At 53.2% G+C, this 22,167-nt stretch carries 18 protein-coding genes, 1 tRNA gene and 1 pseudogene; 14 read left to right on the top strand and 6 right to left on the bottom strand.

All coding sequences use genetic code 11. The features are described from left to right. Window positions 1-59: 59 nt before the first annotated feature. The 10 genes from ASF66_RS16365 (at window position 60) to ASF66_RS16335 (ending at window position 6,788) form a co-directional block, all read left to right on the top strand. Entirely contained in the window at window positions 60-701 is a 642-nt protein-coding gene (locus ASF66_RS16365) for a hypothetical protein (protein WP_056844583.1), read from the top strand. A 462-nt stretch (window positions 702-1,163) separates the two neighbouring features. Next, complete coding sequence (locus ASF66_RS22175) at window positions 1,164-1,688, top strand: hypothetical protein (RefSeq protein WP_082484701.1); 525 nt, start codon at window positions 1,164-1,166, stop codon at window positions 1,686-1,688. Between the two features lie 63 nt (window positions 1,689-1,751). Further along, a complete protein-coding gene (locus tag ASF66_RS22525; protein WP_156463208.1) occupies window positions 1,752-2,282 on the top strand; it encodes a hypothetical protein in 531 nt (176 codons plus the stop codon). Next, window positions 2,270-2,497, top strand: a complete 228-nt coding sequence (locus tag ASF66_RS23310; protein ID WP_162240089.1) for a ribonuclease domain-containing protein — start codon at window positions 2,270-2,272, stop codon at window positions 2,495-2,497. The genes ASF66_RS22525 and ASF66_RS23310 overlap by 13 nt, the downstream gene beginning before the upstream one ends. Window positions 2,498-2,509: 12 nt before the next feature. Beyond that, window positions 2,510-2,884, top strand: coding sequence for a barstar family protein (locus tag ASF66_RS16355; RefSeq protein WP_056844581.1), 375 nt, complete (start codon window positions 2,510-2,512; stop codon window positions 2,882-2,884). Window positions 2,885-3,896: 1,012 nt separating this feature from the next. Continuing rightward, window positions 3,897-4,202 (top strand): hypothetical protein, encoded by a 306-nt coding sequence (locus tag ASF66_RS16350; RefSeq protein WP_156463207.1) that lies wholly within the window; start codon window positions 3,897-3,899, stop codon window positions 4,200-4,202. A gap of 339 nt (window positions 4,203-4,541) precedes the next feature. Then, window positions 4,542-5,006: a hypothetical protein gene (locus ASF66_RS22520; RefSeq protein WP_156463206.1), complete on the top strand. Its 465-nt coding sequence runs from the start codon at window positions 4,542-4,544 to the stop codon at window positions 5,004-5,006. Window positions 5,007-5,207: 201 nt separating this feature from the next. Continuing rightward, entirely contained in the window at window positions 5,208-6,116 is a 909-nt protein-coding gene (locus ASF66_RS22965; protein ID WP_056844579.1) for a hypothetical protein, read from the top strand. Between the two features lie 164 nt (window positions 6,117-6,280). Then, entirely contained in the window at window positions 6,281-6,541 is a 261-nt protein-coding gene (locus ASF66_RS16340) for a hypothetical protein (protein WP_056844578.1), read from the top strand. A 46-nt stretch (window positions 6,542-6,587) separates the two neighbouring features. Next, window positions 6,588-6,788 (top strand): hypothetical protein, encoded by a 201-nt coding sequence (locus ASF66_RS16335; RefSeq protein WP_056844614.1) that lies wholly within the window; start codon window positions 6,588-6,590, stop codon window positions 6,786-6,788. A gap of 1,140 nt (window positions 6,789-7,928) precedes the next feature. Here the strand turns inward: ASF66_RS16335 and ASF66_RS23305 are convergent. The 3 genes and pseudogenes from ASF66_RS23305 to ASF66_RS16320 form a co-directional block, all read right to left on the bottom strand. Further along, on the bottom strand, window positions 7,929-8,642 hold the full coding sequence (locus ASF66_RS23305; protein ID WP_442962784.1) for a methyl-accepting chemotaxis protein: 714 nt from the start codon (window positions 8,640-8,642) through the stop codon (window positions 7,929-7,931). Window positions 8,643-8,783: 141 nt separating this feature from the next. Then, a pseudogene (locus ASF66_RS23300) lies at window positions 8,784-9,833 on the bottom strand (methyl-accepting chemotaxis protein); the annotation flags it as partial. Between the two features lie 401 nt (window positions 9,834-10,234). Continuing rightward, window positions 10,235-10,311, bottom strand: a tRNA-Arg gene (locus ASF66_RS16320). 309 nt (window positions 10,312-10,620) lie between these two features. Here ASF66_RS16320 and gabD point away from each other — a divergent pair. The 3 genes from gabD (at window position 10,621) to ASF66_RS16305 (ending at window position 15,073) form a co-directional block, all read left to right on the top strand. Further along, window positions 10,621-12,063 (top strand): NADP-dependent succinate-semialdehyde dehydrogenase, encoded by a 1,443-nt coding sequence (gabD, locus tag ASF66_RS16315; RefSeq protein WP_056844575.1) that lies wholly within the window; start codon window positions 10,621-10,623, stop codon window positions 12,061-12,063. 125 nt (window positions 12,064-12,188) lie between these two features. Next, window positions 12,189-13,469: a 4-aminobutyrate--2-oxoglutarate transaminase gene (gene gabT / locus ASF66_RS16310; RefSeq protein WP_043191825.1), complete on the top strand. Its 1,281-nt coding sequence runs from the start codon at window positions 12,189-12,191 to the stop codon at window positions 13,467-13,469. A gap of 398 nt (window positions 13,470-13,867) precedes the next feature. Then, on the top strand, window positions 13,868-15,073 hold the full coding sequence (locus tag ASF66_RS16305; protein ID WP_056844574.1) for an HDOD domain-containing protein: 1,206 nt from the start codon (window positions 13,868-13,870) through the stop codon (window positions 15,071-15,073). Between the two features lie 78 nt (window positions 15,074-15,151). On the opposite strand, the gene ASF66_RS22515 is transcribed toward ASF66_RS16305, so the two are convergent. Next, the gene (locus ASF66_RS22515; protein ID WP_156463205.1) at window positions 15,152-15,547 is read right to left on the bottom strand and encodes a hypothetical protein; all 396 of its coding nucleotides are present in this window, start codon (window positions 15,545-15,547) and stop codon (window positions 15,152-15,154) included. 81 nt (window positions 15,548-15,628) lie between these two features. Between ASF66_RS22515 and ASF66_RS16300 the strand changes: the two genes are divergently transcribed. Beyond that, window positions 15,629-19,528: a calcium-binding protein gene (locus ASF66_RS16300; protein WP_056844573.1), complete on the top strand. Its 3,900-nt coding sequence runs from the start codon at window positions 15,629-15,631 to the stop codon at window positions 19,526-19,528. Between the two features lie 271 nt (window positions 19,529-19,799). Here ASF66_RS16300 and ASF66_RS16295 read toward each other — a convergent pair whose 3' ends face one another. Next, a complete protein-coding gene (locus tag ASF66_RS16295) occupies window positions 19,800-20,789 on the bottom strand; it encodes a GGDEF domain-containing protein (RefSeq protein WP_049859012.1) in 990 nt (329 codons plus the stop codon). A 161-nt stretch (window positions 20,790-20,950) separates the two neighbouring features. Beyond that, window positions 20,951-22,135 carry a delta-9 fatty acid desaturase DesA gene (gene desA, locus ASF66_RS16290; RefSeq protein WP_049859003.1) on the bottom strand — a complete coding sequence of 395 codons (1,185 nt, stop codon included), beginning with the start codon at window positions 22,133-22,135 and terminating at the stop codon, window positions 20,951-20,953. Window positions 22,136-22,167: the final 32 nt, after the last annotated feature.

Genomic DNA, 22,167 nt, shown 5'->3' with positions numbered 1-22,167 from the left:
TATCGCCAACAGACTCTCAATCTGGCCGTGAGTCGAGCCTAAAAAACCCAAGAAAGATAGTGGCCGGCACGACGGCATTGGCCATGGGCGAGGATTTCAAGACCGGTGCCCTGGCCGGTGGCGCGACTGAAGCCATGGTCAGCTACCTGGCGGACCGGGTCATGCCTGAAGGCTATGAGCCTGGCAAAGGGAGCGCCGAACAGGCCAAGGCCAATCTGCTGGCCATGTCGAATGTGGTAGGCCTGCTGTCCAGCGTGGTGACAGGCGGCGATCCTCAGGTCGCAGCCGACATTGCAGCGACAGCTACGCAATACAACCACCTGAGCCACAGCGACCTCACGCGCGCAGCCAATGAGCTCAACGCCTGCGCCGCCAAAGACGGTGGTTGCTCAGAGGATGTTCTTCAAAAGTTCGTTAGGCTGAGCCGTGAGCAGGAAATTGCAGCGTTCCAGTCTTGCGCTACCAACCCTGACTCCTGTGCCACCACATCGTCGATGGTAGCCAATGCTCAGGCCAGAGCAGAGCAGAGCAGAGCAGAGCAGAGCAGCTCAAAGACCTCGCAGCAACGGCTGTGGCCCCCAATGCTCAGCATGTCTTTGCGCTTCTGCTGGCCGAGAACAATGAAGTTCAAAACGCATTGGCACAGGTCACAGCGGGCACCAAGGTCGATTCGGTTGTGCAGGAGCTGCAAAACCGGCTAGGGTTCAGCGACGCCCGGAACTAGATGATTCGCGACGCTATGGTGGCGGCTGCGTCGATGGCGGTTGGGGGGAAGGCGGGTAGGGGAAGGCGGGTGGGGCGAAAGCAACCACTAACGCTCCAAATACACCCAGGTTCATTACGGACTCTGCCGGTAATACTATTGATTTAGATTATACCAAGGGACTCAGGGAAACGAATGTGACGTTCACGGGAACGCGTGGTGGTGTTCAGTATCCGTTGCAAGGGCAAACTCCAGATTCTTATGCAAATCTTGGAAATGGGCATGTTGTTGTCTACGGTCCTGAGGGGCGTGCACTATGTGATGTGTCTAGCTCTCGGATTAAGGTGGTCGAATGGAACCAAGCTCCGAATGGAACATATTTCCCCAAGAAGGGAAGTGATACAAAAGTTTTGGAGGGGAATGTTCCTCAGTCGGTTCTTGATAGCTTGGGGTTGGAATGATGAAAATTTATCAGGGAAATATTTCTAAAGAGTCGTTGAGTCTGTTTGTTTCAGATATTGGCTCCGGGGAGTTTTTTTCATATGTAGGGAACTTGGTTTCATTAGAACAGGCAATTTCTGTTCTGGGTTTGCTCTCTCCTGATTTTATTGAGGTCAATGGTCACATTTTCTGGCTGCCTAACGCTCAGCAATACGATCCGCAAAAAATTCATTTGAACGGGCTGGTTGAGACCGAATCTAGTGTGTTGGAACAAAATACATCGCGTAGAGACGTTGAACGATACAGAAATATTTTTTCAATAAATCAGTTCTTTTCAAAGTGGGAGGATGCACCGGGTCGACCCGTATTTAAAGTGGGCCTGTCGGAAAAAGATTATCGTCTTTGTCATTTATTTGCCGAACAGATCACTAGATATTGGAGGCGCGCGTTATCCGATGCCTTTCCAGAGAAGGTATTTCAGTTTGAAATTGCTGACGATCTTCTCGATGAATATGGTGTCTGTCTGACATTCTGGCAGTCGTAGTTAAAAGAGCGCACAGGATGTGTCCGCGCTATTAAAGCCACTGCCAGAGGCTAAATAATAATCATGCGTTTAGATATAGTTAAGGAAAGCCTTGTAGAAAAAATTAAGGTAGTTAGTGAGGAACAACGAAGACATGCTGTAAAAATGGCTTGCGAAATTGCCTTACAGGCCTGCCGAGTAGAAGTGTCTATCGTTGCCGAGTCTCTTAGGTATCTACAATCTGGTAATAAACCCACGACTGATCAGGTTTCTGGGCTAGATACTTTAACTGCACGGTTAGATGAGAAGTATTTTGACTTGCAAGACAGCCTGGACGAAGGGCAAAGCTTAAATGGAGAAGGCCTTCAGCTGTTTAGCCAAGCTCGGGCTGTATCGGCGCTGTCCTTAGCTGGTGGAGAGGATTCGCTTATGGCAGCGACCGCAGCAATATATGATGCATCATCAGCCGTTGATGATGGAGCTAATATTTTTAAAGCCGTACTTTCGGTGCAAAAGATACCACTCGATTCATCGATAGCATCAAGGTTGTTGATCAAAAAACTGGTCAGGTCCTCCAAGGCACAGTTGATCTTGGCGCAACCTTGGATCGGATAAAGTCAGATGAATATTTCCCTGATCGAAACAACAGCTCTATATTCCAGAATCGCGCATCGGATCTGCCGCAGAAACCAGCCGGTTACTACGCTGAATACGTCCATCCTACGTCCGGCATTGCAGGGCCAGGACCTCAGCGAATCGTCGTAGGAAAAGGCGGCGAAATGTATTACACAGCCGACTACTACAAAACCTTCATCCCGATAAAAAATTGAGGCCTGTCGAAAATGTTGCCATTCAAGTTTGTGGACATCCCGCCTTCATATGACGCGGCCGAGGTTTTTTATGTGCGGATTGACCCGTCCATTGGGGTTGCAGAGGAATTGATAAGAGCGCTGTATTACCTACTGTGGTTGCCTGGGTATTTTGGATTTAATTGGGATGCCTTATATGATTGCTTAAGAGATCTTAGCTGGATTCCATGCCGCAAAATCGTCCTTGTACATGTGACTCTTCCAGGATTGCCAAGAGAGGATCTACAGGTATACCTTGAGATTTTACGTGACGCGGTGTTTGATTGGGTTGGTGACGAAGGGCACGAGATAGAAGTAGTCTTCAGAGAAATTGATAGGCTTACGGTCGAGGATCTGCTAGAAAAATAGCTTAAGCCGCTGGTGTCAACAAATCCAACAACGGTCGGAGTGAAACCATGAAGTCTGTCCCGGATTGGTTAGTCTTGTGTGTTTGGCGTGCTCTGATTGGCGAGATATATCCAGCAATCAGAGCAGTTGCGACTTCGCTTTCAGATAATGGAAAATTGTGTATCATTTACTATCTCGACAGACCGCCTACGGAGTTTGACTGGGAAAGTTTGGAGGTTGTTGCGACAGATATCTCAGCTTCGATTGATCGAGAAAAAATTTCGCATGTGGATTTGGATTGTAAATTCTTACTTGGATCAATAGGGCGTCTTGATTGCCTCGATGGCTTCATCTATTGTCGGCGAGAATATGACTTTTAGGTGAAAAGAAGCACAAGTTTAGTAGGCTTATCAGAGAAATACCACGTTGCGTGCTTTAAGATCCACAGGGCGTTCAGCACGTCTCTGCGCTTCTGCTGGCCAAGAACAATGAATTTCAAAAAGCTTTGGCACAGGTCACTGCGGGCGCTAAGGTCGATTTAGTTTTTGCAGGAGCTGCAAAACCGGCTAGGGTTCAGCGCCGCCCGGAAGGAGGTGATTCGCGACGCTATGTTGGCGGTTGGGGGGAAGGCGGGTAGGGGGGAGTGCGGAGTGCGGGTGGGGCGATAGGAGTTTCAGGTTCGACTCTGACAAGAGACGAATTGATCTCGGGCTTGCCTGTCGGCACTAAGATCACACCAGAAAATGTGGTTGATATCCGTAGACTGCCAGACCGCAGAACCGTCTGGCTGGAAAATGGTACTGATGCCGCCGGTTTGCAAGACATCTACAAGCGACACGAAGTCGAATTTATTAATAAAGGAATATCCCGGGATAACATTCCAAGTGTGTGATGAATGCTCTTGAGCGCGGAGGAGTTGTCGGGACCAATGGTTCGGCCAACGTGTATCGCATCACTTACAATGGTGTTGAAAAAATATCGCTGTTGGTGTTAGCTCAAACGGATTCGTGGTTCGAGCCAATCCGGTCAGCTCTTGGAAGCCATTGAAATGATCAGGTTAAGATTGACGAGTGAGTATTTGGCTGGGCCGATTTTCTGCCCAGATCCGGATAGCATGGGGCACATTGATATTGAAGATCTGCCTATTTCTCAGGAACTGAGGGCCAAAATTAGTAAGTGGGACGGTGAGTATCAGGCGACGTTCAACAGTGACTACCCGCCAGATTCCGGCTTCACTACGTCTGAGGCAGAGCTTCGGCACATAGCTGAAGGTATGCAACTAGCAAAATCGATACAACAAGAGCTAGAAAATAATTATATGGTAGAGTACTGCCCATAGCCAATGATTAGTCGGGGCGAAAAGAGCTGCGTTTTTTGGTGAGATTAAAACGGTTCTTGATTCTACCCCAGCCCCTACAAGGACAGCACAGTAATCTGTCACGCACTGTCTAAGCATGCTGGCAGAAATCCAGACATTTGGGGTAAAACCACAGGGTCGATGAGCGCGTGGAACGATCAGGCAATGAAGCACTTACGCGAAATTGCACGAGCGCCAGGGGAGTTTAAACCGGTTACAACTGATAAAGGGCTTAATTTTATGGAGAAACGGCTGCCCGATGGTCGCGGTGTTAGGTTGAACATGGACAATACTTTCAAGGGTTTTATTGATTAATGATATATGTCTGAGTGTTATGAGATTATCTTTGAGCAAGTTGCGTTTGATGACTTGTATAAGTTGGTTAGGTTTATCGAGAGGGAATCTCGAACTGTCTCAGGCTTAGTTGTTTCTGAGGATCTTGGAGAGATAAGTTCAGCAAGGATCAGCAAGAGATTAATTGATAAAGCTATTTCCTATGTAGGGAATGTATGTATGGTGGAGCAGTTGCATGAATTAAATTTTTTGGGAGTAATAAGTCTGCGTTTGGTTTGGTTAAGAGTAGTAAAGTATGAAGGAAAAGTTGACGTTGAACTATCTTTCAGTGATGTCCCGCCGATTGCTATCGACCACGTGATGCTTGCCGCACAAAGATATGCTGAAAGACTTTCAACAAAATTTAACATGAAAATATTTTATGGCGGGCTTGAGCCTGCAGGAGATACCGATACCAGATATTTTACTGGTAATACCTTGGGACAATTGTGAGAGCGAAGCAAAAAAATCTAGAAAATAATCATTGAGATGATGCTCCATCTAGAAGAGCCGCCCTTTAGAGGTGTTTTTTGTCCACGGTAACATGGATCGTGGTTTTGCCCTAAGCCGGGCGCTGCACTCCTATAGATCGTCGGAATAACGGCAGCAGGCCTCCGTGAAGGCGATATCGGGAAAGCGGCCTACGTTGCGCAAATGGCGGACAACTACAACCGCCAACTGCACTATAAGGAAACCCTCAAGTTAGAGGAGTTGCAGAAAGCAGATCCTCAAAACGCCGCCCGGCTTGCAGCCGCTGCCTGTGCCATGACCCATTGCAGCGCCTCGGTGCCGGATGACGATCCCAATCGCCAGCGTTTTGTGGAGCTGGAAAAAACCGGTGCACAGTACAGTGTCGAACTGGCAACGCTGCGAGCGTCCGGCGCCTTCGAGGAATACTCGAGGTGGGACGCCGCGAACGACACCCTGCTGCGCGAAGACCCGATACTCAGCAAGGGCAACTCGGTGGGCCGCGCAGTGGCCGGCGCAGCAGGAGCGGCAAGCGGATCTGGCCTAGCTGTCGTCTCGACGCCTGCATGCATAACAGGGGTCGGCTGTGCGTTGCCGGTATTGGCGGGTGTGGGTGGTGCTGCCTCATTCCTGGATGGCGTAGAGGCTACGCGGGACTACTTCGCACCTTATGAATACACCCAAGGGCAAAAGGTCGCGGACTCGTTTTCATCGCAAACCTATCCAGGCGATGTAAACCCGATAAAGGACTACGGAACCACAGCGGCGAAGTATGCGTTGCAGGTTGCGTTGATCAATGAAGCGGGTAAGCTGGCGGCAGGGCCAGGAAGTTCGGTGCGGGCGGAGGGGGTGCCGGGTGGGGGTATTGCGAGTGGCACGAAAGGCACTGTCGGCGAAAATGCAATTAAGGCACTACCAGCGCCTAGACAAATAGATGCATCGTGGAGCGCGAGCAGTTATAAAAAAGGCGGCGTTATGACAGGCATTGAGCATGTATTCTATCGCCATGGCCCAGGCTCGGGGTTTGCAAATGTAAGTAAGTTTTCTAAGGGGACATCTCTAACGATGTTTCTACTTTCGTTGATAATGCTTTGAGATATGGGAAGATAACTCCAAACGGCCCAGGTGGGCATGTTATTGAGTATGACGCAGGTAAGGTAATTGGAGTCAGCATCTCTGGGATTCCAACATCCAAGATCAAGGTAAATGTACGGAACGGCGTAATCCAAACTGCATTCCCATACTAGTTAGGAGTAGTTATGATTAGTGGCGGCACAATCATGGAGCGGTTTATCATCCATGAGCTGGACGACAGTATTCGCTCTATTTTGAGAGGTGCCTTGGATGAGCGGAAGCTCTCAAGAATCGTTTTGTGCAGGGAGTTTGAGTTTAATTGCTTTGACGTCGCGTTAGATTTTGAAAAAGGAATCGTCAGAGTACAAGATATTCTTTGCCCAGGGGAAGATGATTTTATTGATGTGCCGATTCAAGATTTCATAGTTATATGCGCGTTGGAATGAACCTGTTCATTACAGTGCGGAAAATGTTCTCTATGTGGACAAGGATATGGGTACGTTTATCGCACGGAAGGGTATTTTTGTCACCGGCGAATATTCTGGCTGGGAAATTGTTGTTGCGGATGACCGTGATGACAACACTGGCGGGTATTATCTTTACTTGAAGAAAAGTGATGTTGAAGGGTTTGACTACTGGTTCGAGCATGAGGCAGAGATTCAGGCTCAGCTAGCTGATTTTGAGGTGGATTGAATAGTTTAGTAAGTACGAAACAGCCTGCTATTTAATTCAGCGGTAGTTCCTCTAGTAAATGGTTTTTTAAGGGGTATTGATGTGGGCAGAATCATCGCAACTAATACTCCGAAAGATGGAGGCGTCCCTACCGCTGTGATAAAAGTATTTACTCATACGTAGAATGCTTGATAGCGGCAGCCCATAAACCCGGCAACGGGTGAAACTGGTGCTAGGGGAGATACGCATGTTTTACTGCCACCCAATACCGTGCCGCCTAAGCGTTAAGAGTAAAATATGATTAGTGAATCAGATTTGGTAGAGTTAAGGTTCGCAGTGCTGAAAGGTGTTACTATCGAGGTAGGTTCACATATTCCGGTTTCCGGGAATGGCGTAACCTTATTAATTTAGTGCCCTTTCAAAATCAATAGTAAAAGCGGACAGCGATGGGGGCACGGCGAGGATGTTGCTACTGCCCCGCTGTTGTTCAATTATGTGAATCATAAAGTTGGGCATGCTTTCATGGAGGAGGGAAAAGTATTGGTGCTTGATTTTGGAGGTCAGGGGTCTTTAGCGATTTTTCCGGATTTAAATGGTTTGGAATTTTATGTTCTGACGACAAAGTCTGGTGTGTCTCCAGTGCTAGTGATTTAAATATAAAAGGAACTCGACTCACGTCCTCAACCAACAAGACATTGCACTTAGGTTTGATCCGCAAATCTGGGATGCTAATGAGAGTGAAAAAAACATCGCTGTGGAACAAGCCATTTCAAGTCCCGGAGCTGGTTAGCAGCCACTCATCCTGACTGTTGCGCCGCCACCTCGTTGATGGTGGCAAATGCGCAGGCCAGAGCAGCTCAAAGACCTCGCAGCTACGGCTGTCGCGCCTAATGGCCAGCACGTCTTTGCTCTCTTGGTGGCTGAGAACCATGAAGTTCAAAACACCCTGGCACATTTCACAGTGGGCGCTAAGCTCGATTCGATCGTGCAGAAGCTGCTAAACCGGTTAGGGAAGCACGGCTCAGGCGCTTAGAGCCAAAGTGACCCCTGAGCCTAATCACTCAGCCTGCACCAAACCCTCCCAAATCCAGTAACCACCACAAACAAGCCCCAAGCGCCCACTTGGGGCTTCACAAAATCGCAGCTCTTCCAAACCCTACATCACAGCACAAACCTACTCATCAGCCCCTGCAGATGCACACCCAATCGTGCCAACTCAACGCTGGATGATGCCGTTTCCTCACTCGCCGAAGCCGTCTGCTCGGAGATGTCCCGAACGTTGATCACACTGCGGTTGATTTCCTCGGCCACCGCGCTCTGCTCTTCGGCAGAGGCGGCTATTTGCTGGTTCATCGACTCAATGGTCGTGATGGATCTGCTGATGTTACCTATGGAGGTACCTGCATCACGGGTCAAGGCAACGCTGTCATCGGTCAGCAGGCGGCTGTTTTCCAGGGTGGTCGCTACTTGTGCGGTTCGGCTGTGCAAGCCGTCGATCAGGGTCGCAATTTCTTCGGTCGAAGTCTGAGTGCGCTGGGCAAGACTGCGGACTTCATCGGCGACCACGGCGAAGCCGCGTCCGGCCTCACCGGCGCGTGCGGCTTCGATGGCGGCATTGAGGGCCAGCAAGTTGGTCTGTTCGGCCACTGCCTTGATCACGTCGAGCACGCCACCGATCTTGTTGCTTTCCTGTTTCAGCTCGTCCATTGCAACTTTGGAGCGCCCGACCTCGGTGGCAAGTGTTTCGATCTGAATGACGGCCTTGGAAACGACGGCATCGCCTTCGCGCACTTCTCGGGAGGCACTGACGGCGGCATTCGAAGCTTGCTCGGCATTGCGGGCAACTTCCTGCACGGTGGCAGCCATCTGGTTCATGGCGGTGGCGACCTGGTCGGTTTCAGTGCGCTGGCTGTTCACTCCGGCGCTGGTCTGCTCGGTCACGGCGGAAAGCTGCTCGGCAGCGCTCGCGATCTGGGTAACGCCATCGCGCAGGCCGCCGATCAACTGGCGCAGGTTCAAGGTCATGCGGTGCATGCTGGTTTGCAGCAGGCCAAGTTCATCCTTGCGCGTCGGGGCTTCATTGTGGGTCAGGTCGCCATTGGCGACGCGGTCAGCCAGCTGCAGTGTTTCACGCAGTGGAATGACGATCATTCGGGTGATGATCCAGGCCGCCAGGACGCTGGCGATAAGCGCGGCGACGAGCCAGAGAATCAACATGCGGTTGGCTTGATCGACGTCTGCAAGGCGCAAGGTTACCTGGTTCTGTGCCAGTTGATTGGCCGAACCGAGCAGCACTTCGATGTTCTTCGAGATCCCCGCCTGCCCTTGATTGATAGTGGCTTGCGAAGACGAGAATCCGTTGATGGCGGATCCATAGGCGTTCATCGAGTCCACCAGGCTGGCGACAGCGGAGGCGTCGATGCCGGAACTTGTCAGGCTTTTCATGTAATCGGAGGCTGCGGCAATCGAGGCGGCGGCCAGCTGTTGAGCCTCGGGTTTGAGGGTGTAGGTGTACCCACGCACATCGAAACGCATCTTTTGAAACAGCATGAGGGCCCGTTGCACCGCTTCGCGTTGCGCGGCGTCACCGTCCATTGAGTTGGCGCGCCCATTCAACTGCCGCAACTTGGCGTCTGCGGTATCGGCTGCAGCGCCGAAGACATCCCTGCTGGCTTCCCGCGCGCGGGTGGCAGCGATGATGCTGTTGTAATGATCCTTGTATTCCTTCATGGCTGCCATGGCCGCTTTCACATGAGGAATATTAAGCTCGGAGTTCAATACGCTGTTGAGGTAGGCAAGGTGGTTATCGAGATTTTCGTAGGCTTTCAGCCAGGTCGCGGCGTTGGCGTCGTCAGAGTTCTGGCCATAGACCAGTCGGGCTATGCGCATGTCTCGGGTCAGGGTGCTGAGCTTGGCAATGTCCGTGATGCGCTCGCTGCGCTCACTCATGGAGGCGATGCCTCGCCAGCCCGTCAGGGCGATCAGGACCGTCAGTACGATCACGAGCGTGAACCCGAGTGCCAACTTTGATCTGACTGATAAGTTGGTCAACGCATTGTTAAACATGTAAGCCTCTCGAATAGATGTTTTAGTTTTCCAGTCGGCTCCTCCATGCCATTGATGCGTCAATGCCATCGGCTGGGAGCGGGAAATCTTTAACAGCTATTTTTAAAAGAGGTGTCTAGTTTTGATGTTGTGAAGTTTAGAAAAAGTTCACTGGCTTTCAGGATATTTATTCAAGTAAGTATTTCAAGGTAATTCTTTCGAATGATGCGCACCCCTAAATCCCATACAGGTATCCCCAAGCTCATGCACAGCGGGCAGCGAAAGGTTGAGTTGGCAAAGCGAGCTGGTGCCAGGAGGCATGCTGCTGCAGCGATCATGATGGATGATCGATGGGGCGAAGGTCAGTGGGGAGACGGGCTTCGGACGACGAAGCGCAGTGCGGGACTACAGAAGGGAAAAGATGGTGCACCAGGCGGGATTCGAACCCACGACCCCTGCCTTCGGAGGGCAGTACTCTATCCAGCTGAGCTACTGGTGCAACGCGGGCGCCATGATACCCATGTCGGGGGTGGTCGTCCATTGCGATAACCGGCCCATCGTTTGTAATCTGCTACGGTGACAGGTGCACAGGCTGGGCAAGCCCTTGTTTACGGGGCCTGTCGTTCTTTTTTTCGAACGGCTATTGTCCTTTCACCCCATAGATCCTAGGATTCGTTTGAGATTTCAAACGCTCTTGTCTGGTCGCTGAAACGCATGAGTCCATCCATGCGCTATTTCCACCTCAGCCCGGGCGCCTTCTCATCCCTCCATTCGTGCCGTCACGTACGGCGCCGTTAAGGAAGCCGACATGCAGCTCAAAGACACCTCGTTGTTCCGCCAGCAAGCCTATATAGATGGTGCGTGGCTGGGCGCCGACAGTGGGCAGGCCATCAAGGTCAGCAACCCTGCTACCAACGAAATCCTCGGCACCGTGCCGAAAATGGGCGCCGCTGAAACGCGTCGCGCCATCGAGGCTGCCGATAAGGCGCTGCCGGCCTGGCGTGCGTTAACCGCCAAGGAGCGCTCGAACAAGCTGCGCCGCTGGTTCGAACTGATGATCGAGAACCAGGATGACCTCGCGCGTCTCATGACCCTGGAGCAGGGCAAGCCATTGGCCGAGGCCAAGGGTGAGATCACCTACGCCGCGTCTTTCATCGAGTGGTTTGCCGAAGAAGCCAAGCGCGTCTACGGCGACACCATTCCCGGCCACCAGCCAGACAAGCGTCTGATCGTGATCAAGCAGCCAATCGGCGTGACCGCCGCCATCACCCCGTGGAATTTCCCGGCCGCGATGATCACCCGCAAAGCGGGCCCGGCGCTGGCTGCGGGCTGCACCATGGTGCTCAAGCCTGCCTCGCAGACGCCGTTCTCGGCACTGGCGCTGGCTGAGCTGGCCGAACGCGCAGGCATTCCCAAGGGTGTGTTCAGCGTTGTGACCGGCAGCGCCGGCGACATCGGCAGTGAGCTGACCAGCAACCCGATCGTGCGCAAGCTGAGCTTCACCGGCTCGACCGAGATCGGTCGCCAGTTGATGGCCGAATGCGCCAAGGACATCAAGAAGGTCTCGCTGGAACTGGGCGGCAACGCGCCTTTCATCGTGTTCGACGATGCTGACCTGGACAAGGCGGTCGAGGGCGCGATCATTTCCAAGTACCGCAACAACGGCCAGACCTGCGTGTGCGCCAACCGCATCTATGTGCAGGACGGCGTGTATGACGCGTTCGCCGAGAAGCTGAAGGTGGCGGTGGGCAAGCTCAAGATCGGCAACGGTCTGGAAGAGGGCACCACCACGGGCCCGCTGATCGACGACAAGGCCGTGGCCAAGGTCAAGGAACACATTGCCGATGCCGTGGGCAAGGGCGCAACCGTGCTGACCGGCGGCAACGCACTGCAGGGCAACTTCTTCGAGCCGACCGTATTGGTCAACGTCTCCAAGGACGCCGCCGTGGCCAAGGAAGAAACCTTCGGCCCGCTGGCGCCGCTGTTCCGCTTCCAGGACGAGGCCGAAGTGATCGCCATGTCCAACGACACCGAGTTCGGCCTGGCGTCGTACTTCTATGCCCGCGACATGAGCCGGGTGTTCCGTGTCGCCGAAGCGCTGGAATACGGCATGGTCGGTATCAACACCGGTCTGATCAGCAACGAAGTGGCGCCGTTCGGCGGCATCAAGGCTTCGGGCCTGGGCCGTGAAGGCTCCAAGTACGGCATCGAAGACTATCTGGAAATCAAATACCTCTGCATTTCGGTGTAACCCACCGCGCAGATACCCTTGGCGGCCGGCGTCCGCAGCAGTCGATCATCGTATGCTGCTGCGGTACTCACCGGCCGCTCAATCCTTGAATCACGCCGACCGATGAGCGGCGAATGAGGAATTTCATGAGCAAGACCAACGAATCCCTGATGCAACGCCGCCAGGCAGCCGTCCCGCGCGGCGTGGGCCAGATTCACCCGATCTTCGCTGAGTCGGCGCAGAATGCCACGGTCACCGACGTCGAAGGCCGCGAGTTCATCGACTTTGCCGGCGGTATCGCGGTGCTCAATACCGGCCACGTTCACCCCAAGGTGATCGCCGCCGTACAGGCGCAATTGCACAAGCTGACCCACACCTGCTTCCAGGTGCTGGCGTACGAGCCGTACGTTGAGGTCTGCGAGAAGATCAACGCCAAGGTACCGGGCGACTTCGACAAGAAGACCCTGCTGGTGACCACAGGCTCCGAAGCCGTGGAAAACGCGATCAAGATCGCGCGTGCCGCCACCGGCCGCGCTGGTGTCATCGCCTTCACCGGCGCCTACCACGGTCGCACCATGATGACCCTGGGCCTGACCGGCAAGGTCGTGCCGTACTCGGCCGGCATGGGCCTGATGCCCGGCGGTGTGTTCCGTGCGCTGTACCCCTGCGAATTGCATGGCGTGAGCGTCGACGACTCCATCGCCAGCATCGAGCGCATCTTCAAGAACGACGCCGAAGCCCGCGACATTGCCGCGATCATTCTGGAGCCGGTGCAGGGCGAGGGCGGCTTCTATGTCGCGCCCAAGGCTTTCATGCAGCGTCTGCGCGCCCTGTGCGATCAGCACGGCATCCTCTTGATCGCTGACGAAGTGCAGACCGGCGCAGGCCGTACCGGCACGTTCTTCGCCATGGAGCAGATGGGCGTTGCGCCCGACCTGACCACCTTCGCCAAATCCATCGCTGGCGGCTTCCCGCTCGCCGGTGTGTGCGGCAAGGCCGAGTACATGGATGCCATCGCACCAGGTGGCCTGGGCGGCACCTACGCCGGCAGCCCGATCGCCTGCGCCGCGGCACTGGCCGTGATGGAAGTGTTCGAGGAAGAAAACCTGCTCGATCGCAGCAAGGCCGTTGGCGAGCACCTGGTAGCAGGCCTGCGTGCCATCCAGTCCAAGTACCCGGTCATCGGCGATGTGCGTGCGCTTGGCGCGATGATTGCCGTCGAGCTGTTCGAAGGCGGCGACACCCACAAGCCGAACGCCGCAGCAGTGGCCCAGGTCGTGGCCAAGGCGCGCGACAAGGGCCTGATCCTGCTGTCGTGCGGTACTTACGGAAACGTCCTGCGCATCCTGGTCCCGCTGACCGCGCCAGACGAGCAGTTGAACAAAGGCTTGGCCATCATCGAAGAGTGTTTCGCTGAACTGGCTTGAGTGATGTGATCGTTTGATAGAAAACCCGCTTCGGCGGGTTTTTTTATGGGGTGGTTTTATTTTGGCTGGCTATGCACTGATCGAGGATGGCACGAGCGATCCAGTCGGGATTGTCTTTGAAATAAGGTAATCAACGACGCCATCATGTCTGCACGTAAACAACGGTTTCCGAGTTTTTCCGAGGGCGCAGCACGCTGAAGGTCGCGCTACGAATATCAAGCTGAGCCGGTGCTTTACCAAGCCCGTGATTCTTCAACAGGCCGTTTGCAGCAAGGCGCGGCATGCGCTAAAAACCCTTTGCTGGATCCATCGTTCTGCACTACCGACACGTCATACTGTCGGTACTCACGCATCACGGCCCTGACCCGGCCTTCACCTCTGGCTCATGGAGTGCGCCTATGAATGCTGTTGCCAGCATGCCCCCTCGTGTGTTGATCGCCGATTCCGACCCCTGGATGCGTGATCTGCTGTCCCAAATGCTGCTGGCCGTACGGGGCGATGCGCGCCTGCAGATGTGCGCGACGGGGCCTGACGCGTTGGAGCATCTGCGTGAGCTACCGGATCTGGTGATCGCCACACGCGAGCTGCCGGGTATCAGCGGTCTCGATCTGTTGCGCGGCGTACGCAAAAGCCCTCGCCTGGCGACCTTGCCCTTTATTCTGCTGAGCGAGCGCGGCGACAGTGCCAGTGTGCGTGAAGTGCTGCCGTTGGCGCCGACGGCGTACCTGACCAAGCCTGTGGATATGGCAGGTTTGAAAGCGCGTCTGCTGACCTTGCTGCCAAACTCGGGAGATGCTGGAGCGCAGCGGGCTCCACAGATCGCTGCAGGTACTACGTTGGACCACTATGTCGAGCGTCGGCGCCTGGAGTGCGACGGCGGCCCTTTGTTGTGTGATGTGCAGGCGGCCGTGATTCGCGCATCGGGAGATATGAAGGTATTGGAAGCCAACCTGCGCAGTGATCCGCAGGTCACGGCAGTGCTGATCAGCGCGGCCAACAGCGCCGCGAAACCAGGTGCGTCGCCGGTATTGACGCTGCAGCAGGCACTGTACGCCTTGGGTGTCACACAGAGCAGAAATCTGTTGCTGGCCCTGGCCTCCAAACCTGGCGTTTACCTGACCGACCCACTGTTGCTGGAGCGGGCCGAGGTCTGCTGGAATCGCTCGGCCCATACCGCGGAATTCGCCCGCAGCATTGCGCGTCAGCAGCAGCTGGATGAGTGGTTTTGCCACTGCGCAGGTTTGTTGCACTGCCTGGGTGACCTGGCGTTGCTGCGGGTGTTGCAGGAATGGCAACTGGCGGGCGGCGAGCTCGACGAAGTCCGGATCACCCAGGTGCTGCGTACTTTCAGCGCGCCTTATGGATCGGAACTGCGCCGACGCTGGCGGTTGCCGCTTGAACTGCGAGAGTTGATCGCCGCAGCCTATCAATTGGGCGGAGGCGTCTACTCGAGGGAAAAGTTGATTGTGAATGTTGCGGCGCAAATGGCGTCGCTGGGGGCAGATGAAGATGTCACCCAAATCGCTCAAGGCAAACCCGCACGGTTACTCAAGATAGGGGTGTCGCAGCTGAACTGGTGGCGAGGGGCGCCGATGATTCGCTGATCTGCTGAACTACGCCGGGACATGGATAAAGACCTCTATCGACCCGGGGCCTTGGCGGCGATCGAGAGAGATGGGGGATCAACCACCCCAGCAATGGTCGAATATTTTCTGAGCGATCCAGGGCAGGTCACGCTGAAATTCTGGGAATACCTCGAAGCGGCCGAGCATGCGGTCTACACATATGAATACTTTTTGGCCAGACCCGGCAATGGTGCATATACCGCCAAGGCTAACATTGCCTTCGCGCGATACTGATACAGGCAAAGTATAAAGGCTGTCACATGATTGTATTTTGGTAGTACTTTTGTTCCATAGTGCAATATCTCTGAATTCTTGCGTTACAGATTTCCAGTCTTCCGGATCTACTGTCATCAAAACCGAGTTCGCTGGCGGAAATTCGAGCTCTGACTCACTGCCTCCAATAGCTGCAGTGGAAAGCAGTATGAGCTGGATAAGTATAAATAATTGTTTCATGTGTAACTCCTTGAGTGGTTATTCTCCGTCGTTCCATGGAAAAGTAAACCATGATCTAAGGTATGAATCAAGGAGGTGAACATGTCTTTTCAGAGAGAACAATTAACAGCATTTGTCGAGGCGGCGGTACGTTTTGGCGAGATCTCCACAGGCAGCCCATACGTGTCTAGCTACTCTACAGGTAAAAGTGGATTGACCTACGGTGCGTTTCAACATGATACAAAGACCAATCGCAATGCAAAAATTGTTTTAAAAGAAATTCTCGATGCTCAAGTGGCACAGGGGATGTTGACTCAGAAGCGAGCAGACTCTCTGTATACTAGGACGGTTAACTCTACAAACTCTGCAAAGATCTCTTCCATAGACCGCAGGCTGATCGACGAGGCCTTACAAAACCAGCAGTTGATCATAGATAGGGCTGATGGAGAAAGACTGAACTTGGTCATGCAGTATGTTGACTCTGCCCTTGAAACAGCAGCGCTGCACCCGGCTGGGCCAGGCGACCTAGATCCTTCAGCATTGAATCTGACGCTGGTTGCAGAAATGGCAATGTGGGGCAACCGTACTAACGGCCTCGATAAGTCAAATCTGTTCTTGCCAAAAATGGAAAGTATCACTCGAGAAGCTTGGCGCGACCAATATCTCTCGCAGCAACTACAATTCACAACTAGAGGTGAAAGCTTTGAAAAGTGGACCACCAAAGTTGAGAATGGAGTAATCAAAGGTGAAATTGCCGTGCTCGCCGGTCAACTCATGCCGTTGATCGTTGCTACTGACATTACGAAAATTAACTTTGGTGATCTTAGCGACTTGATGAAGGTTTTCGATCCATGGCCTTTGATGTGTCTTCCTGAAGATACATTGAAATATTTCAACGAAGAGTTTGATGAGGCCCAGGCCACGAGAAGTCCTCTGGTGTTAGACCTGGATGGCAACGGCGTCAGTACCATTGGGCTGGATTCGAAAGTCTACTTTGATCACGATGGAAATGGCTTTGCTGAACATACGGGCTGGGTTGGCCCCGAAGACGGAATATTGGTCCATGACTTGGACAGTGACGGGATGATCAAGACCGGTGCTGAGCTATTCGGAAACTATACGATCAAAGCTGATGGTAGTCGCGCCTTCGACGGGTTTGACGCGTTGCGAGAGCTAGACGTCAACAATGACGGCCAAATTGATGTAGAGGATCCAGCTTTTGCGGACTTGGCTGTGTGGATCGACGCTAATAGCAATGCGGCGGTAGATGATCGCGAGTTGACCTGTTTAAACGAGGTGGGCGTAAAATCGCTGAAAACCGCGAGCGGTGGAAGGTTCGTTGATATTCACTTAAATAAGCATGTAAGCGGAAGTTACGTAAATACTGAGGGCGCGTCACACCAGATGAACGATGTGTGGTTTAGAGTGGATGCTTCTAAGAGCCTAAGTGCTGTTGATGTGCATATACCCGTGGAGATTAGAAACCTTCCAAACATCGACGGTATTGGCAATGCACTTTCACTCCATCAAACTATGGCAGTCGATAGCAGCGGGCGACTGAAGAAATTTATCGAAGACTTCATCAGCGGAACTCGTTCCGAGCGGCTAGCGCTATTGCCGAGTATCATCTATGCATGGGCAGGGGTTTATGATGAGAATCCCACTAAACGCTCCTCCACACGGGGTGCTGGCAACGCAATAGGAGACGCGCGGATACTGGAATCACTGGAAGTGATGCTTGGCCGAGATTATCTCGGCATCTGGTGTTGGGGTCAGTTGGATGCGAATCCTCATGGCCCTTCCGCTGCAATTCTGGCAAGCGCATTCGATGACCTATCCAACCTTGTATATTCCAGACTGATGCTACAGACCGAATATGGTAGCAAGCTTACCGCCGTCAGTTTTGCGAGTGAGGAAGGCGACCGTATTGTAGATACAAAAGCTGTATTTGATCTGCTGAAAGCCGAATACGATCTTGATCCTGTTCGATCTAGAGAAAGCATTGTCGACTTCACCAAGACATTGATGAGCATAGGGCAACTGGGAACTCAGATAATCCAGAGTTTAAGGGAGTACCCATGTGACGAACCAGAAATCACTATCGCATTACATGCTATTGAAATTTCCCATACGTATGGTCTAAATCCGAATGCGGTCCTGAACGGTGGGCCTGAAGATGATGTATTGAGTGGAGGCTCCGGCTCGGAAAAAATCTACGGTTATGGCGGAGACGATTTTCTTGCTGGAGGTGGCGGTGACGACTATCTTGCTGGCGGTAAAGGGTCTGATGTCTATCTATTCAATCGGGGTGATGGAGATGATGTAATATCTATTGCAACTAAAGATCGACCTGGGAAAACGGCTGACATTCTCCGGTTTGGAAAGGGTATCGTCCCCACTGATATAACGCTTGTGCGTCGGTATGATGATCTTTTATTGAATGTGAGTAGATCGGGTGGCTCTGTACTTATTGCGAATTATTTCTACGATAATGGTAGGGGTCTAGCTTGCGTTACTTTTGAAGATGGCACTGAATGGAAAACCGAGCAAATATACGAAATTATTGCTATGGCATCTATTGAGCCGAGTGTGGCTCCGATCATTCACTTGGAGGAAGATGCTGTCACGCTTGGAGAGCTTGACTCATTTATTAGCCTACCAGAAGAAGAGCTTTCAATAGATGAGTCTGGACTAAATTCTTTTTTCAGCAAAGAGGATGCAGTTGCCACTGTTATAGAAGCTGAAGGCGGCTACGCCAATGTTGAAGAGCAACAGAATGTATATTTCTATCGCGAAGATGCTGGCAATATAGTGATTTCCGCCGATGACACTCGCCAAGACAAACTGGTTATAGATCCCGAAATCGCGTCCGAACGAATCACATTTCATAGATCCGATTTTGATCTGCTTATTCGTATTAGATCATATCCTGAGAAAAGCATTAGACTTCTGAATCATTTTTTTGATCGCACTCCCGCGTTCAGATGGCTAACACTTGGAGGGACTACCCATGCTATCGAAGCAATCGCTGGGCAAGCTGTTGTGGATCCTATAAATGATGTCTTGTTTGGTACTCCCCAGAACGACGTATTGCTGGGCGGAATGGGTAATGATCAACTATATGGGGTTTCGGGTGACGACATAATGAAGGGTGGTCGTGGCAGTGATATGTACGGATACTCGGGCGGGGGTAATATCACGGTTGATGATACAAGTGGCGAGCTGGATACGCTGGTCATGAGGAACACTCATTCACGGCAAGATTTGATGGCTGCTGCAGTGCGCGAAGGAAGTGATCTGGTTCTAGATGTCGATCATGATGGCATTGATACCGCTACTGTAAAAGACTTTTTCCTTAGGTCAGATACAGTGGAGATTTTTAGCGGTTCTTCGGGCGAGGAAGTAACGAGGTCTGAAATCATCAACTTATTGGACGAAAATAGTACGCTTTCAGGGAACTATTACCAGTCCATGGCAATGCACGGGGAGAACATCCAAGGTTCTTCGTATGCAGACCATATCGAGGCAGGTGGGGGTGATGATACTATAAAAGGTAGAAGAGGGAATGATTTTCTCTTTGGCGGCGGTGGTAACGATACCTATTTATACACCAAAGGCGATGGAAGTGATGTAATTGATAACTCAAGCGAGCAATCGCCAAATCGCGATACTTTAAGCATCACAGGCTTCAGCTACCTTGATATCATTTTTATACAAAGCCTAAATGATCTCGTTATCAAGTTTTCTCAGAATGAAGACAGTATTACAGTTAAGAATTGGTTTTTGCAACCCTCTGCTCAGTTGTCCTCGATCGTTGTCAACAATTTCTCGATCAATGCGGCATCGGTAACCGCCCTAGCAGAAAAGATGCGAAAAGCCAATATTGGATCTGTAAACCCTGCGCACCATCCTATGGAAGTATCTCCGATTCAGGATCTAGCATTGATTCTAAGGGATTTTTGGGTCAGGACTGAACTTGAAATCGATCATATAGTTAAGTAACACGCGAAGCGATGGTAGTGCACGCCATCGCTTCCTCTTATTCCAGGTCTCCGATAGAGCATACGAAAATGTACCCGGGTCCCGGTGTCGTTGGGCGGAGACTTTACTGGCGGGAGATTATCAATAATAAGAATGCCGACCAATGCTTCAATACTTTCATCAGATGAAAATTTCACCCAAATCGCTCAAAGCAAAACCGAGGCTACTCAGGATAGGGGTATCGCAACTGAACTGGTGGCGAGGGGCGCCGATGATTCGCTGATGCGGTGACCTAGGCGGGCACGATCTGATTCTTGCCCTGGCGCTTGGCCTGGTACATGGCGGCGTCGGAGCGCGAGAAGAGTGAGTCGAGCATTTCGTCCTGGGGCTGGATGCTGGTCAGGCCTTGGCTCACGGTGACGCCGTAGCTCTTGCCGTTATGGTTGAAGCTCATCCGTTGGATCTCGCGTTGCAGGCGCTCGGCGATCTGCATGGCCATGTCCGGGGCGCAGCCTGGGAACACCGCGGCAAACTCTTCGCCGCCGATGCGCCCGAACAGGTCACCACGGCGCAACACCGCGCGGCCGGTTTCGGCAATGCGTTGCAGCACATGGTCGCCCTCCTGGTGACCGTAGGTATCGTTGATCATCTTGAAGTCATCGATATCCAGCAGCAGGAAGGCCATCGGTGTGTCGTTGAGGCGGGACTGTTCGAACTCGCGGTGGGCGCACTCGAAGAAGTGTCGGCGGTTGCTGCTCTGGGTCAGCACGTCAGTGGTGGCGAGGCGCTGGAGCTCGCCTTCCAGGTGCTTCTTTTCGGTGATGTCCTCGGCGATGCCCACCACAATGACGCGCTGACCGGGATCTGCCTGGTGGCTGACGAAGCATTTGTCGCTGAGCCAGCGGATCTGACCGTCGGCGCTGATGATGCGGTATTCGCGATCTTCGACGGCGCCCTTGTCGAGAACCTCGGCGAGGCTACGGTCGGCGTAGTCGAGATCGTCGGGGTAGATGCTGTCGCGCCATTCGTTGTAGTCGGCCAGCAACAACCCCACCGAGCGACCGAAGATCCGCTCGTAGGCAGGGCTGACGTAGATCATCTGCTGCGTTTCCCAATCGAACGCCCAGAGTACCGCGTTGACGCTGACCAACAGCGAGCTGAATAGCTGTTCGCGCTCTTTCAACCGCGCGACTTCACCTTGGGCATGCATCAAGGCGAGTAAGGTTTCGGCAGCTTCGGGTAAGGGCTTGACGGGTGTAGAAGGTAATTTTTTATTGACCATCATCACGGCATCTCAGAGGCGTTGGGATTACTGCGAACGGATGCGCGACAAAGGCGCGGCCCAGGCATGACCCCAGGCGGTAGCGCTATGAGTCTGAGAGCGGAAAACTGTGATGAAGTTCCGACGGTACGCCCCGGGGCCGGGGCGTACCGATAAACGGCTCAGGCTACCGCAGGCCTCAACGAATAGGTCTTGAGCTGGGTCGCAAAGTCGCGCAACGAGTGGATACCACTGGCTTCCGCTTCTTGGATCCAATCCTTGATGGCGGCCAGCATATCATGCCCGTTGGAACTGGTGCGCGCCCAGATCTGTTGCAGGGCCAGGCGCTTTTCGTAGATGACTTTCAAGGGGTGGCTGTGTTCGAGCATCGTCTGGATATGCAGATGATGACCCTCGTCCAGCAGGCTGGTTTCACGGGACAGCAGGCGCTTGGCGCGGCGAAATTGGTGGCGTACCGATTCGTCGACCTTGCTCAGTTCCTGTTGCACGAGGGGGGCGATGACCAGCTTGCGGTACTGCGCCATGATCTGGAAGCGGTTGTTCAGAATCGCCATGGCGGTGTCCATGTCGAGCTGGCCCTTGCCTTCCACGCGGTGGGCGATCGGGGCCACACGCTGCACCTTGGCCAGGCGCAGCCAGGTGAACAGCTTGATCCAGGCCCAACCCATGTCGAATTCCCATTTCTTGACCGACAGCTTGGCCGAGTTGGGGTAGGTGTGGTGGTTGTTGTGCAGCTCTTCGCCGCCGACGATGATGCCCCAGGGCACCAGGTTGGTGGCCGCGTCGCGGCATTCGAAGTTGCGGTAGCCCACGGCATGACCCAGGCCGTTGATGACGCCGGCGGCCCAGAACGGAATCCACATCATCTGCACGGCCCAGACCGTCAGGCCCAGGGCGCCGAACAGCAGCAGATCGATGACCAGCATCAGCACCACGCCGCTCAGGCGAAAGCGTGAGTACAGGTTGCGCTCGATCCAGTCTTCGGGACAGTTCTTGCCATAGATGCGCAAGGTGTCGGGGTTTTCAGCTTCTTTACGATAGAGCTCGGCGCCGGTGCGCATGACGGTGCCCAGGCCCTTGATGACGGGGCTGTGCGGGTCGTCGACGGTTTCGCATTTGGCGTGGTGCTTGCGGTGGATAGCGGTCCACTCGCGGGTGTTCTGGGCAGTGGTGAGCCAGAGCCAGAAACGGAAGAAGTGCTTGAGCCCGGCGTTGAGTTCCAGGGAGCGGTGGGCAGAATAGCGGTGCAGATAGACAGTGACACCGACAATGGTGACATGGGTCAGCAACAACGTGACTGCCACCACTTGCCAGGCGGACAGATCGAGAAAACCGTTGTACCACATAGGCGGGAGGGCCCTCGGTTGGGTGGGTAATG

The organism is Pseudomonas sp. Leaf129 (assembly GCF_001423465.1).
GTDB classification, from domain to species: domain Bacteria; phylum Pseudomonadota; class Gammaproteobacteria; order Pseudomonadales; family Pseudomonadaceae; genus Aquipseudomonas; species Aquipseudomonas coleopterorum.
The sequence above is the reverse complement of the archived record's forward strand: the minus strand, read 5'-3'. Positions and strand labels throughout refer to the sequence as shown.